The organism is Shewanella surugensis (assembly GCF_023284005.1).
In the GTDB taxonomy this organism is placed as follows: domain Bacteria; phylum Pseudomonadota; class Gammaproteobacteria; order Enterobacterales; family Shewanellaceae; genus Shewanella; species Shewanella surugensis.
In genome coordinates, this window is the sequence record NZ_JAKIKS010000002.1 from 97,072 (window position 1) to 111,138 (window position 14,067).

At 38.2% G+C, this 14,067-nt stretch carries 13 protein-coding genes; 10 read left to right on the plus strand and 3 right to left on the minus strand.

The features are described from left to right. Positions 1–23 precede the first annotated feature (23 nt). Positions 24–452, plus strand: a complete 429-nt coding sequence (locus L2764_RS01205) for a hypothetical protein (RefSeq protein WP_248938415.1) — start codon at positions 24–26, stop codon at positions 450–452. Between the two features lie 50 nt (positions 453–502). Here L2764_RS01205 and tyrS read toward each other — a convergent pair whose 3' ends face one another. Then, complete coding sequence (gene tyrS, locus L2764_RS01210) at positions 503–1,699, minus strand: tyrosine--tRNA ligase (protein WP_248938455.1); 1,197 nt, start codon at positions 1,697–1,699, stop codon at positions 503–505. A 118-nt stretch (positions 1,700–1,817) separates the two neighbouring features. On the opposite strand from tyrS, the gene L2764_RS01215 reads away from it, so the two are divergent. The 4 genes from L2764_RS01215 (at position 1,818) to L2764_RS01230 (ending at position 5,601) form a co-directional block, all read left to right on the plus strand. Continuing rightward, on the plus strand, positions 1,818–3,230 hold the full coding sequence (locus L2764_RS01215; RefSeq protein WP_248938416.1) for a peptidoglycan DD-metalloendopeptidase family protein: 1,413 nt from the start codon (positions 1,818–1,820) through the stop codon (positions 3,228–3,230). 64 nt (positions 3,231–3,294) lie between these two features. Beyond that, entirely contained in the window at positions 3,295–4,404 is a 1,110-nt protein-coding gene (locus tag L2764_RS01220; RefSeq protein WP_248938417.1) for an anhydro-N-acetylmuramic acid kinase, read from the plus strand. Between the two features lie 198 nt (positions 4,405–4,602). Next, complete coding sequence (locus L2764_RS01225; RefSeq protein ID WP_248938418.1) at positions 4,603–4,983, plus strand: DUF2750 domain-containing protein; 381 nt, start codon at positions 4,603–4,605, stop codon at positions 4,981–4,983. 189 nt (positions 4,984–5,172) lie between these two features. Continuing rightward, the gene (locus L2764_RS01230; protein ID WP_248938419.1) at positions 5,173–5,601 is read left to right on the plus strand and encodes a hypothetical protein; all 429 of its coding nucleotides are present in this window, start codon (positions 5,173–5,175) and stop codon (positions 5,599–5,601) included. A gap of 105 nt (positions 5,602–5,706) precedes the next feature. On the opposite strand, the gene erpA is transcribed toward L2764_RS01230, so the two are convergent. Next, positions 5,707–6,057: an iron-sulfur cluster insertion protein ErpA gene (erpA, locus tag L2764_RS01235; protein WP_248938420.1), complete on the minus strand. Its 351-nt coding sequence runs from the start codon at positions 6,055–6,057 to the stop codon at positions 5,707–5,709. A gap of 19 nt (positions 6,058–6,076) precedes the next feature. Continuing rightward, on the minus strand, positions 6,077–6,853 hold the full coding sequence (locus tag L2764_RS01240; RefSeq protein ID WP_248938421.1) for a DUF6776 family protein: 777 nt from the start codon (positions 6,851–6,853) through the stop codon (positions 6,077–6,079). A gap of 65 nt (positions 6,854–6,918) precedes the next feature. Here L2764_RS01240 and L2764_RS01245 point away from each other — a divergent pair, with 65 nt between their 5' ends. The 5 genes from L2764_RS01245 to L2764_RS01265 all read left to right on the plus strand — a co-directional run bounded on the left by L2764_RS01245 (position 6,919) and on the right by L2764_RS01265 (position 14,044). Continuing rightward, positions 6,919–8,628, plus strand: coding sequence for a chloride channel protein (locus L2764_RS01245; protein WP_248938422.1), 1,710 nt, complete (start codon positions 6,919–6,921; stop codon positions 8,626–8,628). Between the two features lie 178 nt (positions 8,629–8,806). Continuing rightward, on the plus strand, positions 8,807–9,325 hold the full coding sequence (locus tag L2764_RS01250) for a hypothetical protein (protein ID WP_248938423.1): 519 nt from the start codon (positions 8,807–8,809) through the stop codon (positions 9,323–9,325). 246 nt (positions 9,326–9,571) lie between these two features. Next, entirely contained in the window at positions 9,572–10,765 is a 1,194-nt protein-coding gene (locus L2764_RS01255) for a hypothetical protein (protein ID WP_248938424.1), read from the plus strand. 294 nt (positions 10,766–11,059) lie between these two features. Then, positions 11,060–12,730: a hypothetical protein gene (locus L2764_RS01260; protein WP_248938425.1), complete on the plus strand. Its 1,671-nt coding sequence runs from the start codon at positions 11,060–11,062 to the stop codon at positions 12,728–12,730. Positions 12,731–13,024: 294 nt separating this feature from the next. After that, positions 13,025–14,044: an aspartate carbamoyltransferase gene (locus L2764_RS01265; RefSeq protein WP_248938426.1), complete on the plus strand. Its 1,020-nt coding sequence runs from the start codon at positions 13,025–13,027 to the stop codon at positions 14,042–14,044. Positions 14,045–14,067 lie beyond the last annotated feature (23 nt).

Genomic DNA, 14,067 nt, shown 5'->3' on the forward strand with positions numbered 1-14,067 from the left:
ACCAATTGAAGTATGGTTATATTATGAAAAAAGTACTCAAAGGACTCATATTTAGCATACCTCTTGTATTAATAAGTACAGTGAGTATTGCCTTTGAGGAACCAATAGTGATTTCTTATGCGCAGCAACTCACTGAAAACTTCAATCAAGATCTTGCAGATGCGCAACTACAACAACTCAGTTGGAGTTTTCATCCTCAGAAAATTTCAGCTCAATATGCCGGAAATGATTTTGTTTTACTTAAAGTAAAACAATCTGAAGATAAAGTAGTGACCTATAATGTGCATCAAAATAAAAATAAAAATCAAACCTTATTACTCATTCTGACGCTCACTCAAAAAGACCAATTATGGGTATTGGAGGAGGCTAAGTTAACATGGCAATGCCAAAGCCTAGATGGCCAACATTTCGATACTAAGCCTTGTTCATTAGCCCCTTCTTTACGCGATTAATTTTTCGCAACCAAGATGAACAATAACGCCCATCTTGGAGATGACATAAATTAGACGAGTGTCACCTTCGCAAATTTACGTTTACCAACCTGAAACACGCCTGTCATTCCAACGGTAAGCTGTAAACGAGTATCAGTCACTTTCTCACTATCCAGTTTGACTGCCCCCTGTTTAATCATCCGCATAGCATCTGAAGTCGAACTCACCAGTCCTGCTTCTTTAAGTAAATTAGCAATGGCTATCCCTGCGCCAACCACTAATTCCAATTCAGGAATATCATCTGGGATAGCACCTTTTTGAAAACGCTGAATAAACGATTGATGAGCAGCCTCAGCAGCAATATCATCATGAAAGCGTGTAATGATTTCTTTGGCCAATGCAATTTTAACGTCTCTAGGATTCGCTCCCTGCTCTACTTCTTGTTTTAACCGCTCAATCTCTGTTAAAGGACGGAAAGATAACAATTCAAAATAGCGCCACATTAATTCATCGCTAATCGACATTATTTTACCGAACATTTCCTCTGCAGGATCATTTACACCAATATAATTATTGGCAGACTTAGACATTTTTTTAACACCATCTAAACCTTCAAGTAGTGGCATCATAATCACCGTCTGAGGTTTTTGACCATCTGATTTTTGTAGCTCACGGCCCATCAGCAAGTTAAACTTTTGATCCGTACCACCTAGCTCTACATCCGCTTTTAATGCTACTGAATCATAACCTTGTAATAATGGATACATAAATTCATGAATGGCGATGGATTGACCTGAAGCATAACGTTTCTTAAAGTCATCTCGCTCCATCATGCGCGCAACCGTCTGCTGCGAAGCCAAGCGGATCATACCCGCTGCGCCTAAAGGCTCTAACCAATCCGAATTGAATTCTATACGCGTTTTTTCAGCATCGAGTATTTTATAGACTTGTTCGATATAAGTCTGAGCATTCGCTTTCACTTGTTCACGGGTTAACGCTGGACGAGTGCTATTTTTACCACTTGGATCGCCGACCATCCCCGTAAAATCACCTATCAAGAATATCACCTCGTGACCTAAATCTTGAAAAGTTCTTAATTTATTTAAAATCACTGTGTGTCCTAGATGAATATCTGGCGCAGTAGGATCACAACCTAATTTAATTCTTAATGGGCGATTTTCTTTTAATTTTTCCAACAAATCGGCTTCAAGCAATACTTCTTCAGTACCGCGTTTAATCTCTGCTAATGCATGTGCTATATCAGCCATTTCGGCAATTACTCTAGTCATAAAATAATAATGACCCATGTTACTTGTTAGCCAGCATAATTGAAAGAGTGTAAACTAAAGGGATAAGTTAGTAGGGATAGAATTAGGTTTAAGCTCCATGGGAAAGATCATTACATTATTTAATTTGTTACCAAAATTTCATCAAATAGCATTAAGTGTCTTAATTTGCACCCTTCTTTTTGTCGTTCTTATTTTTCCTCATGGTGAAAAAACGACCCAACGGAGTGCACTCAATAACGGCGAATATGCTCTGAATACTCGCTATACTGTCGATATTAATGGGACAAAAAAACCAGCGCAGTCAGCATCATTGGTCCACTCTACGTCCAAGAAGCGTCAACAAGAAAACGCTTCTGTAAATTCCCACTCCCTCATTCAAGCCAAGCATGACCTCAGTCCAATCAAACTCACGACTGTTGAAGCACAATATCAGACTGAAGAGTTTACGGTCAAAAAAGGCGATACGTTAGCCTCACTTTTTAAACGCGCAGGCTTAAGCTCTAAAGATGTATACGACATCACTTTACTTCCCAACGTTAAAACCAATTTACTTAAAATACTCCCAGGGGAAGAAATCATCATCGCTAAAGATCAAGCTGGAATGTTAGTTCAGTTGCATTACCCTCTTGATCCTATTCGTACGCTTATCATCAATAAAAATAAAGACCACTATATAGAGAAAATAACCAGCAAAAAAGTTAAATATAATCAAAAGTTTGCTTCTGCTATCATTAAAACTAATTTTTGGAATGCGGGGATCTCCGCCTCACTGACACCCAATCAAATTATGCAACTGGCCACTTTGTTTGGCTGGGATATCGATTTTGCATTAGATCTACGTAAAGATGATAGTTTTTCAATCCTTTTTGAGAAAAAATATGCCGATGGTCAATTTTTAAAAAACGGGCATATACTGGCGGCAGAGTTCATCAACCAAGGAGAACGCTATACCGCAATACGCTATACCGACGGCCATTACTATTCTGAAGAAGGCCGAAGTATGCGCAAAGATTTTTTACGTTCTCCCGTTGACTTTAAATATGTCAGTTCTCGCTTTAATCCCAGACGTTTACACCCTGTTACAGGACAAGTTAAGGCGCATCGAGGCGTTGACTATGTTGCCGCTATCGGCACGCCGATTAAAGCGGCGGGTAAAGGAAGAGTCATAAAGTCTTCTTACAATAAATATAATGGTAATTATGTTTTCATCAAACATAACGATACTTATACCACTAAATATTTGCACCTTAAAAAACGCAAAGTAAAGACAGGTCAAACCGTTAAACAAGGTGATATTATAGGCACTCTAGGGGCGACCGGGCGTATTACAGGCCCTCATTTACATTATGAATTTATTGTCAATGGGGTGCATAGAAACCCTAGGACCATTAAATTACCGAAATCAAAACCCATAGCATCACAAGAAAAAGCACAATTTTTATCACTAAGTCAACGTGTGATGGCTACACTTGAACAAAATAAACAAGTTCAACTGGCTTATAGAGATTAAGCATACTGATTTAGGTGATAGTCATCACATTATTATGCTAAAAAACCAACAAGAGTATTAATTCATGAATAAAACTTATTTTATCGGCTTAATGTCCGGCACCAGTATGGACGCCATCGATGCTGTGCTTGTCAAATTTCATGGTGATATTCCAACATTAATCGCTTCACACCAAGAAGCAATGCCAGAAAAAGTCTTCAAAGATCTGAATAAACTCTGTTCGCCAAGTAACGATGAAATCAACCGCCTTGGCCAAATCGATCGCACTATGGGAAAACTTTTTGCCACTGCGGTTAATCAATTACTGGCCCTATCGGGTATCAAAAAAGAGCAAGTCATTGCCATTGGTTCTCATGGACAAACCATACGGCATATGCCAAATCTGAATATGGGTTTCACCTTACAAATGGGCGATCCCAATACTATCGCCTCAGAAACAGGCATTGATGTCATTGCTGATTTTCGAGGAAAGGACATCGCACTCGGTGGACAAGGCGCACCTTTAGTCCCTGCATTTCATCAATATATCTTCTTCCAGCCCCAGCATAAAAGAATGATTTTAAATATCGGCGGGATAGCCAATATTACTTTTTTACCTGGAAATGAAAGTCAAGTATTGGGCTTCGACACTGGACCGGGGAATACCTTAATGGATACCTGGACCCAAAGAGTCAATCAAGAACCTTATGATAAAGCCGGTGCTTGGGCAGCATCTGGGACAACGGATCCTGATATGCTGGCTCAATTATTATCCCATCCCTATTTTTCACTTGGCCATCCCAAGAGTACCGGACGTGAACTCTTTAGTCATTCATGGCTAGAGCAGCAATTGTCGAACTATAACCATTTAAATGAAGCTGATATTCAATCGACGTTACTCGATCTCACTTGCCAAAGTATCGCAAATGATATTATTAAGTTATCAGCGACAGGAGAGTTATTTGTTTGTGGTGGAGGCGCTTATAACACAGCATTAATGCATCGATTAGCAAGCCTTCTGCCTCAATATCAAATTAACACCACAGAAAAACTGGGTATTTCACCTCAATGGGTAGAAAGTATTGCTTTTGCTTGGTTAGCCATGCGCTATGAATATTCCCTTCCCGGTAATCTACCCGCGGTCACCGGTGCCTCAAGAGCGGCTATTCTCGGAGGAAAGTATCATGCAAATTAATTTAAGAAAGGGCAAAATAAACCCCAAACGACCCACAGTCTCGTTATGGGCTTCTTCATTGCAACACTAAATGTTATGATCGCCAAAGAAACAGGTCGGCCTTTCAATACATCACGCCTACTCAATGACTATCTATTTGATAATAGCCTTGGCACTACTGTCTATTTAAGCTTTATCTAAAATAAGAGAATATCCAAAATGAGCACAAAAGAGAAAAGCTTAAAGCAAATTACACAATTAACGCCTGAAGCGCGTTATGATTTTTTAGTAAAACAAGTCAAAGAACAAAAAAACCTTTGGACATTACAAGATCTCAATGGTTGCGTCATGTTAACCACTGATGAAGAGGATTGTATTCCTATGTGGCCATCTGAAGACGCGGCGGCACTCTGGGCCGTTGATGATTGGGTCGATTGCCAACCCCTAGCAATACCACTAACAGAATGGCTAGAACGCTGGGTGCCTGGAATGCAAGATGATGAGCTTTGTGTCGCTGTTTTTCCTGTGCAGGATGATTTAGGCGTGGTCATTCCACCTTATGAGTTAGAATCAAGATTACAAGCCAAACAACAGCACTAATCATCCAATACATTCATTGATAATATGAATATTAACGGGCTTTGGATAACAAATAGAAAATTGATTACCCAAAGCACGTTATCTCGTTCAGGACGCAATACTTGCTTGCCCATGTCGAGGTACTCTGAATGAAATCAACACACAAAATCTATGACTAACATCTATCAATAAACTCTGTGGATGAAATCGATGGCTGAAACCCCCCATAAAATAGAAAAAAAAATGCCATTACCTAAAAGATTAATGTTACTTTTAACCTTGATAGCGCTCACTGGCATTATAGTGCTTCAGTTTCAACAAGGGGGGTTATTATCCATCTTGCTTTTACTGATTATACTTGCCTCACTTGGACGACAAAAATCAGGTTTAATCATGCTACGCCTGTATAGCTGTATACACTTATTATTCGTCAGCTACCTCCCCATCTTCATCTATCAAGCGGGTAATACTGCCGATATGATACATGCTTTTCCTTTACTACAAGACTGGCCAAACCAATTTTATATTTTACTGTGGGTTGGAGTCAGTCTTCTCTCAATATTACAAGTTTATCTCGCTTTTAATCTTAAGATCAGCGCTTACTTTAAAGATAAAATCAATTTAAACATTATTAGTTAGTATTGATTAATACTCGATATTCAGTCATCAAATGATGTCTGAATATCAATTTAGCACAACAAGACGCTCACTTAAAACGCTTCAATTCTGTTAAAAGACGCTCATTTATACCGAGAAACTAGCACCACATCCACACGTAGTTGTGGCATTTGGATTTTTAACAAAAAACCGCGACCCTTCTAAACCAGAGGTATAATCCACTTCTCCCCCCACTAAATATTGCAGGCTCATAGGATCCACGACAAGCTTAACACCTTGTTTTTCAACTATAAAATCGCCTTCATTTACTTTTTCATCAAACGTAAAGCCATATTGAAAACCAGAACATCCGCCACCGGTAACATAAACGCGAAGCTTTAATTTTTCATTTTCTTCTTCATCGAGCAAAATTTTTACTTTTGAAGCCGCTGCATCAGTAAAACTAATGGGCAAAGCATCTTCTGTTTCTTCTGTCATGACTACCTCTAAAAACGCATTACTGTGATAGATTATCTAATACCTGACTACTTTGATCAAGTATTCCCTCTGCCTCTTTTTCTTCAAGCTGTAATTCTTGCAATGTATATTCTTTTTCTGTTTTAGAGCCCTTAGACCAACGTCCTTTAGGGACAACCACCTTCACCTTTATACTCGATAAAGTAAAATCATCTGGAAAAGTAACAGAAGTCTCTAACACTTGAAAGTAACGGAATTGAAACTGAAACGACGCCTTAGATAAACCGCTTAATTTAATCTCTTTACGCTGCCCTTTTGAAAGCCCAATAAAAGTCACTTCAGCATTACCCTTTAACGATTGTTTTTTATTTTGCAACTGCGTTAAGACTAATTTGATCCTATATTGTTCAGAAAGTAAGCCTGACGATAATTCAAAACCATTTATCACAACCCCATCAGCATTACTTTCCGGGGACATAATGCTGCGATAGAAAGCCAGCTCTCTTTCCAGTTCTTTTTGTTTACTATGCTGGGCTTCGAACATGGCTTTCATGCCTTCATTCGTTTTAATCGACATACTTAATTCAAGCTTTCTTGCTGCTAACTTTTGATTTAGCACTTGCACTTTCATTCCTTCAGCGCTTACACTTTGAACAGAACCATCAGCTTTCATTTTAAAATAGGGGATAATAGCGTTAGCGCTGACACCACCCAGTATAAAAACAACCACTAATAGTAATAGCAAGTTAGCCTTGGATGAGTAGAACTTTCGCTCCATTGCTTGCATGCGATCAAGCCAGCGATAATAATTTGACATTAAGTAACAACCTCTCTGTGCCCTTTGCACTCATTTAAATGAGTCACATAAATCAGGATATATTTGTGCCATTGTCCAAACAAAAGCAAACCATAACGTGGCGAAAAAACTTTAAAACAAATCTGAAAGACACTCTTTCACAAGCGAAAGTCAGTGTCCAGCTTTGCTTATTGGCTTTATTATTCGCACTTATAGCCTCAACAGTTATCGTTATTTTTAGATCACTACTTGCTTGGCTCGACAGTTTCACACAAACGCAAAAGTTTAATTTTACTGATCTGATTGACGACTGGCGAGTATTATTACCTATTTTGGGTGCCTTTTTAATTTGGGCGATCGCACAAATGGGATCTAAACACTATAAACGTATGGGAATTGCCTATGTATTGCACAGAGTGAAACTGCATTATGGAAAAATTCCACTCGCCTCTGCACCCGCTCAATTCTTTCAGGCCTTATTTGCTTTAGCATCACAATTTTCCGTCGGCCGTGAAGGCCCTGCTATACACTTAGGTGCCGTCAGTGCCAGTGTATTAGCTGAAAAGTTTAAACTCCCAGATAACAGTGTTCGTATCATGTGTGCCAGTGGTATTGCCGCTGGCATTGCCGCTATTTTTAATGCTCCCCTCGCAGCGGTCATTTTCGTTCTTGAAGTCATTTTACGAGAATATAAAATTCATTACTTCTTCCCAATTACGATTTCTGCGATTTGTGGCGCTGTATCCAGTCGGTTATTTTTTGGAAATATTCATATTTTTGATCAAATTAGCGTCATTAAAATTCCATTGTCTCAATACCCGATCTTAGCCTTATCAGGACTTATATTAGGCTGTGTCGCTGCTTTTTTTAATTTTTCATTACTCACTTTAACGGAAAAGTCACACAAATGGCCGCTAATGAAGCGTCTATTAATTGCAGGGGTAATAACCAGTCTCATTGGTCTTTTTTTACCACAAGCGATTGGCAGTAATGAACACGCTATTAGTGAAGCCATTCAAGCTAATCCAAGCATCCTGTTGTTAGTCGCTATACTCATTGGTAAAATATTTGCCACAGTAGCAGCAGTAGGGCTCGGGATCCCTGGTGGACTCATAGGTCCACTTTATGGTATAGGTGCCCTACTCGGTGCCGCCATAGCCTTATTTTTCCTAGAGTGGTTCCCTTCCATGGCGCCCTTTATTGGGCTTTATGCCATCATAGGAATGACTGCAATGATGGGTGTCTGTTTAAGCGCACCACTAGCAGCATTAGTTGCACTCATCGAGTTAAGTGGCAATACCGCTATTATTTTGCCTTCAATGTTTGTCATTATCCCAGCCTTTCTTATTTCACATCAACTATTTAAAACTAAGTCTATTTTTTTTAGACAGCTCGAAATTATGGGTTTAGGGTTTAAAGTCACTGCAGTCAATTTAGGACTACAAAAAATCGGCGTTAGAGCCATTATGAATAAAAACTTTGTGGTTATTAAGAATGAAGATGAACACTTACTTAATGCATTAAAAGAGCAGAAAGGCCATCCGATTCTGACGTATACGAAAGAGAACAATGTTGAAATTATTCAGTTAGAATTACACACCAGTGATACTGAAACCACACTACTAAGAAAGGGCGTGAAAGGCATAGCAGACACTTGTACCCTAAGTGAAGTTTATCAACTATTATCCCCATTACGGCGAGGAAATGTCTTTATCTTCGATCACACATCTCTCGATATTGTCGGTGTCATTTCTTGGGAAAACCTCTTACTTGAGATACAATCAGAACAGATTTAATTTAAGATCTCACTTCATCAGGTTAGACCAGTTTCTCACAACCTGCTACACAATTTTATATTCATATGATGCCAAAAATGAAAAAATCATTGCCAATAGAATAATCAACGTTTTTAGCATGCATGGAATATGATAGGCTGAATAGCATTTTGCCGATCGCATCACTCGGAGTAATAGTATGAGCACACCAATCCAACCATCATCGGTTTATAACAATACTGTAAGCTATGATAGTCCAAGCGATGAAAAAACAGGGACCGTAAAATCCGGATCACAATCTGATGATGAATTGAGATTGCTTAAAGACGGTGCTGAATCGGGTAAACCCGATAGTCTCTTTAAGCTCTACCAACTTTCAACAGAGCCCGGTGAACAAGCAGAGCAAGCAAAAATGATTTTAGCAAATTTGCAACCCGACCCTCTTAATCTAACAAGCAGCAGTAACGTGCTTCTTCAATCTAGCCTGGCACTTTATCTAGCTTGTAAAGAAAATTCAACCGCTGAATCTAAGGCTGCCTTACAAGCATTAAATAATACATTAGGTTCAGAGGCCCACTTACAAGATTCACTAAATGAATTAATTTTAACCAGCACACACAAAACTATCCGCTCAGAAACATCAAGCCTTCAAACAGACAATAATCAATTTCAAATGCAAAGTCAGGCTTTTAGAGAAAAGTTCATGAAAAATGAATAAACAAAGAAGAAAATAACTTACTTTGTGTGTACTTAGACTTAACTTGGTTGATTATGAGACCGGAATGTATTGATGAATAAAAAACCTCAAGGAAAGAATGGGTGTCTTCTAAAAAATATTACATTTATTTCTAGCACATCTGATGATGCTTATTGTCATCCTGCCTATTGATAGAAGAACATAGGTAATAATAATCAGATAATAATTAAAACATCAATGTTAACGCTAATAATTTAGGTGCTTTAAATGACACCCATTTCTTCTAACACAACAAGCTTTCTTCATAATATAGGTCCCTCGAATACAGAAGAAAGTCAAAGTCATTTTGATATATTGTTTAGTGAAAGTTACCTAGAAGAAGAGTCCTTTAATCGTTTAAATTTAGCAACAACATTTAATGAACTTAAAGACTGCTTTCAACAGGGAGATCCTGCCAGCATTGATATTCTTTTTAGTTTAACAAGCCGAAAAGATCAAATAGGAAAAGCAGCCACTCAAGTATTAATCGAAATCAAAGATCAATCTTCGGTAGGCACTCATGAAAGAGATTACTTTGATGATCTATGTAACACTTTTTATCAACAGTGTCGGCTTAATGAAGACAATAACCATTCACCGCAATTATTTCAGTTGTCGACAGAATTGCTAACAATGATGTTAGACGTACAGCTAAAAAGGAACAATGATACTCGTAACCAAGATATATTTAATATTATACAATTATTACAAAAAAAATCAGCAGTAGATGAAAGTCATTTAGTGAAAACATCTGATAGCTATTCAACTTCTGTGACAATGGCAGAAGATGATGGGTTTATCATCATATCAAGTCCAAAAAATATTTCACCTTTTGACAATCACTATAAAGATACATTAACGACGACCACAGCAGAAACAATCGAAAATCACATTATGGATAATAATATAACCAAGATGAATAACTCCACACTCCATCCTTATTTATCACTATCAGAACAAAATCAGCTACAAGATAGCGCATTAAGCCACTATTTTGGTACTCAAAAAATAGACTCACTTTCTCAAACAAGACATGAATTTATCGAATTCTTGCAAAAGCTAAGAGAATCAACACCTTTTAGTGATAGAATCATGGATAAACTGATTCATAAATGGGACTTTAACAATCCTATTTTTATACCAAAACCTGAAGTCAATACTGACACTTCAACAGTACAAGCAATGACCTTACCGCACTGGCAACTCGATAGTCACAGTTCGCCTCTGAAAGAAAGCATTCTGGGCAATGTTAATACCTCAATCCCGACTTCTGTTACACCCAAAATATCTATCTCATCCATTCAAACTAAAATAGAAGATGAAAATAAACAGAAAGTAGAAAAAGTACTATCTCAAACAAAAAAAATAACAGATAGATTACCTTCTTGGTTAAGTTCACTGTTTAATAAAAATAATAATTAAAACATAAAATCAATGTATACCTCCCTCGAAAAGCTATTTCATACTAACAACGTCATTAAATAGCTTTTTTTATTTATCACATGATTTCTCCTATTGAAAATAATAACTAAAACATTTAATTACACCCACCACACTAAAGCAAAGTAAAGTAAATACAAATTTATACGCCGTTAAAACTATTAACCCAACAACTGGTCTGATGACTTTTCTGTTGTTTAAGTTATTTTTAGAAGAACTATATTTTTAATTAAGTAGAATATAATATAATATAATCTTTAATTTATAAGTAGTAATATGACTTCTATTTCTCCTTCCGCTACTAGCTTTTTACATAATATTGAACTTGATAATTCCAAACAACAAGAGATTGATTTTGGTAACCTATTTACTAATAAAAACATCACTCCCGAACGTTTTGACCAACTAAATTTAGCCTCCACTTTTGACACATTAGAAGCTTTTGCCAAAAATAATGATGGCGAAAGTATGGAAATACTTTGCAATCTGACTGCAAGAAATGACGAGATAGGTAAAGCTGCAACAGATGTACTCGTTCATATTAGAAATTTATCTGAAGAAGGCAGTCATAGACGCGAGTTGCTCGACACTATGTGTAATGATCTGTATAAAACTTGCAGAAATAATGAAACTCATAATCGAACACCTCAAGCTCACCAGCTGACAGCTGGTATGCTTGAAATCATATTAGATAACAAACTATCTACTGAAACAGATCTCAATAATGATACACAAAATTTACTTCATTTGTTACATCAAAAATATACTCAACCTGCTACATCTTCGGTTGTATTAACTGAAGACAACATCCATTCGAATGTCGAACTGAGTAGGCAAGAAGCACTTGAGAACCGAAAGCAAGTACTCAGCAAACCAATTGAAAGTAAACCCTCACCATTTACACTCAAAAACCTCGAACTATTTACATCACAAGATGAAAACAGACAACTTTCTCCTAAAGAAAGATTAGAAAGAGCTTTTGGTCCTATTACAGCAAGCCAAACAGCCCACAACAGCACAACCAATGAAACTGAATCAACATCTTCAAGTAGTTTATATACGGCAGAAAGCATTAGACCTAGACAACAAATGGATGTTCAAAGCCAAGTCAGTGGCTCATTAATGGGGGCTCAGTATATTGGTGACACTCAAAGTGAAATGAGCACAACCAGCTTTCTCAGTAATTCCAGTATCGGGAATGAAACAGAATCAACTATATCTTCAAGCAGTTTCCACACAATAGACAGTATTAAACCTAGGCAACAAATTGATGTTCAAAGCCAAATAAGCACAACCAGCTCAGTCAATACTAATTCGACTCTTTCTACAGTAGATAGTGATAGTCAGGTTCTTTTCAATACACCAAAAGACCCAAATGACAGAAAAGGTGTCACTATAGCCTCCTCTTCGAGTACTACACAAGAAATGCCCTTAACATTGACCCAAAAACAACTAGATGCAGCAGCCCTAAAAGAAGCGATAGCTAAACATCAAGAGTTTAGAGACAGCTATGAAGCTTCAATGAAAGCATTATTATCTAATTCTAGCATGGCTAATCGTCCTACTGAGATTATGTTGCAACGTTTGCAAAAAGCAATGCAATCTTATGATTTAAACAATCAATTACCTACATTGGATACACTGAAAAAACCAACACAGGCGATAACATTACCTCAGGATAGCTCACAGTTAAAAGAAAAATTAGCTAAACAAGAGATAACCCCTAAAGAAACAGCTGTCACGTCCATGGCATCGAAAAACGAAACATCTTCAAATGAAGTATATGAATTAATGGTTGGGCAAGAAAGTCCTTTAGTCACACAGAAGATATCTCCTTCTACAACTGACAATCAATCAAAAGTGACTTGGTATAACCCATTCAGTGTCATGGCTGCTAGCTTAAACTGGGCTGTCGGACGTGAATTCCAAGATGGAAGAAAGGTATAACTAATTCAGTCTTCTTCACTTAATTCTAAATAAAGTGAAATCAAACCGACCAATACTATCGTGATGGGTCGGTTTTTTTAACCATCACTTAACCTCATTGCTCATAGCCAAGAAGCCAACTTATTCGATAAGCACCTCTGCAACAAACTCTATTAACTTCCTGCTGCCTTTCTGGTATCATCGCGCCTCAGCCACATTCGACTCTCTTTCTTCAACTTTTGGGCTTATGTTCAACGAAAGATGACGGTGTCATCAACGTTGGTAACATGACCCTATAACATTGGAAACAGGCTGATGACTCAGTTTCAAGGATCGCATATCCTCTCGGTAAACCAACTCGATTTAGATGCAATTAACACCATTTTTAATGTCGCCACTCAAATGACACCCTATGCCCTTAGGCAAAAACGTACCCGTGTATTAGAAGGGGCTGTATTGGGTAATTTATTTTTTGAGCCCAGCACGCGAACCCGCGTCAGTTTTGGCTGTGCCTTTAATTTACTCGGTGGCCATGTTCGCGAAACGACAGGTATGGCCTCTTCTTCATTATCTAAAGGTGAGTCCTTATACGATACCGCTCGCGTACTCTCCACTTATTCTGATGTCATTGCGATGCGCCATCCTGAGCCGTTTTCAGTGCAAGAATTTTCAGTCGGTAGCCGCGTGCCTGTGATCAACGGGGGTGATGGTACCAATGAACACCCAACACAGGCATTATTGGATTTATTTACCATCCAAAAAGAATTAGCTGAAGCAAACAGAGGCATCAACGGCCTGCACATTGCGATGGTGGGAGATTTACGCTTTGGCCGCACAGTGCATTCTCTGTCACGCTTATTATGCATGTACAAGAATGTCACCTTCACCCTTGTCTCACCCAGCGAACTGTCCATGCCTGAGTATGTGTTGTCTGATATCGAAAAAGCCGGACATCAAATAAAAATCACCGATCAACTCGAGGGTCACCTCGATAAAGCCGATATTCTCTACCTGACTCGCATTCAAGAAGAGCGTTTCCCATCACAAGAGGAAGCCAATAAATACCGCGGTAAGTTTCGTTTAAATAAAGGTATTTATACCCAACACTGCAAATCGAATACGGTGATCATGCATCCCTTACCACGGGATTCCCGTGCGGCAGCCAATGAATTAGATAACGATCTCAATAGCCATCCTAATTTGGCTATTTTTAGACAAGCCGATAATGGACTATTGATCCGCATGGCATTATTTGCGTTAACACTCGGCGTAGACACCCAACTCAAACAATATGAATCTCCCGTGAATTGGTATTCACGTAAAGCCGATTTTTAGCTGACGTCACGATCCACTGCGTT

Bases quoted from the DNA above. Each gene is read 5' to 3' on its own strand.
- L2764_RS01260 (WP_248938425.1), top strand. From the start codon at position 11,060: ATGACTTCTATTTCTCCTTCCGCTACTAGCTTTTTACATAATATTGAA.
- L2764_RS01205 (WP_248938415.1), top strand. From the start codon at position 24: ATGAAAAAAGTACTCAAAGGACTCATATTTAGCATACCTCTTGTATTA.
- L2764_RS01230 (WP_248938419.1), top strand. From the start codon at position 5,173: ATGGCTGAAACCCCCCATAAAATAGAAAAAAAAATGCCATTACCTAAA.
- L2764_RS01225 (WP_248938418.1), top strand. From the start codon at position 4,603: ATGAGCACAAAAGAGAAAAGCTTAAAGCAAATTACACAATTAACGCCT.
- erpA (WP_248938420.1), bottom strand. From the start codon at position 6,057: ATGACAGAAGAAACAGAAGATGCTTTGCCCATTAGTTTTACTGATGCA.
- L2764_RS01265 (WP_248938426.1), top strand. From the start codon at position 13,025: ATGACTCAGTTTCAAGGATCGCATATCCTCTCGGTAAACCAACTCGAT.
- tyrS (WP_248938455.1), bottom strand. From the start codon at position 1,699: ATGGCTGATATAGCACATGCATTAGCAGAGATTAAACGCGGTACTGAA.
- L2764_RS01220 (WP_248938417.1), top strand. From the start codon at position 3,295: ATGAATAAAACTTATTTTATCGGCTTAATGTCCGGCACCAGTATGGAC.
- L2764_RS01250 (WP_248938423.1), top strand. From the start codon at position 8,807: ATGAGCACACCAATCCAACCATCATCGGTTTATAACAATACTGTAAGC.
- L2764_RS01215 (WP_248938416.1), top strand. From the start codon at position 1,818: ATGGGAAAGATCATTACATTATTTAATTTGTTACCAAAATTTCATCAA.
- L2764_RS01255 (WP_248938424.1), top strand. From the start codon at position 9,572: ATGACACCCATTTCTTCTAACACAACAAGCTTTCTTCATAATATAGGT.
- L2764_RS01240 (WP_248938421.1), bottom strand. From the start codon at position 6,853: ATGTCAAATTATTATCGCTGGCTTGATCGCATGCAAGCAATGGAGCGA.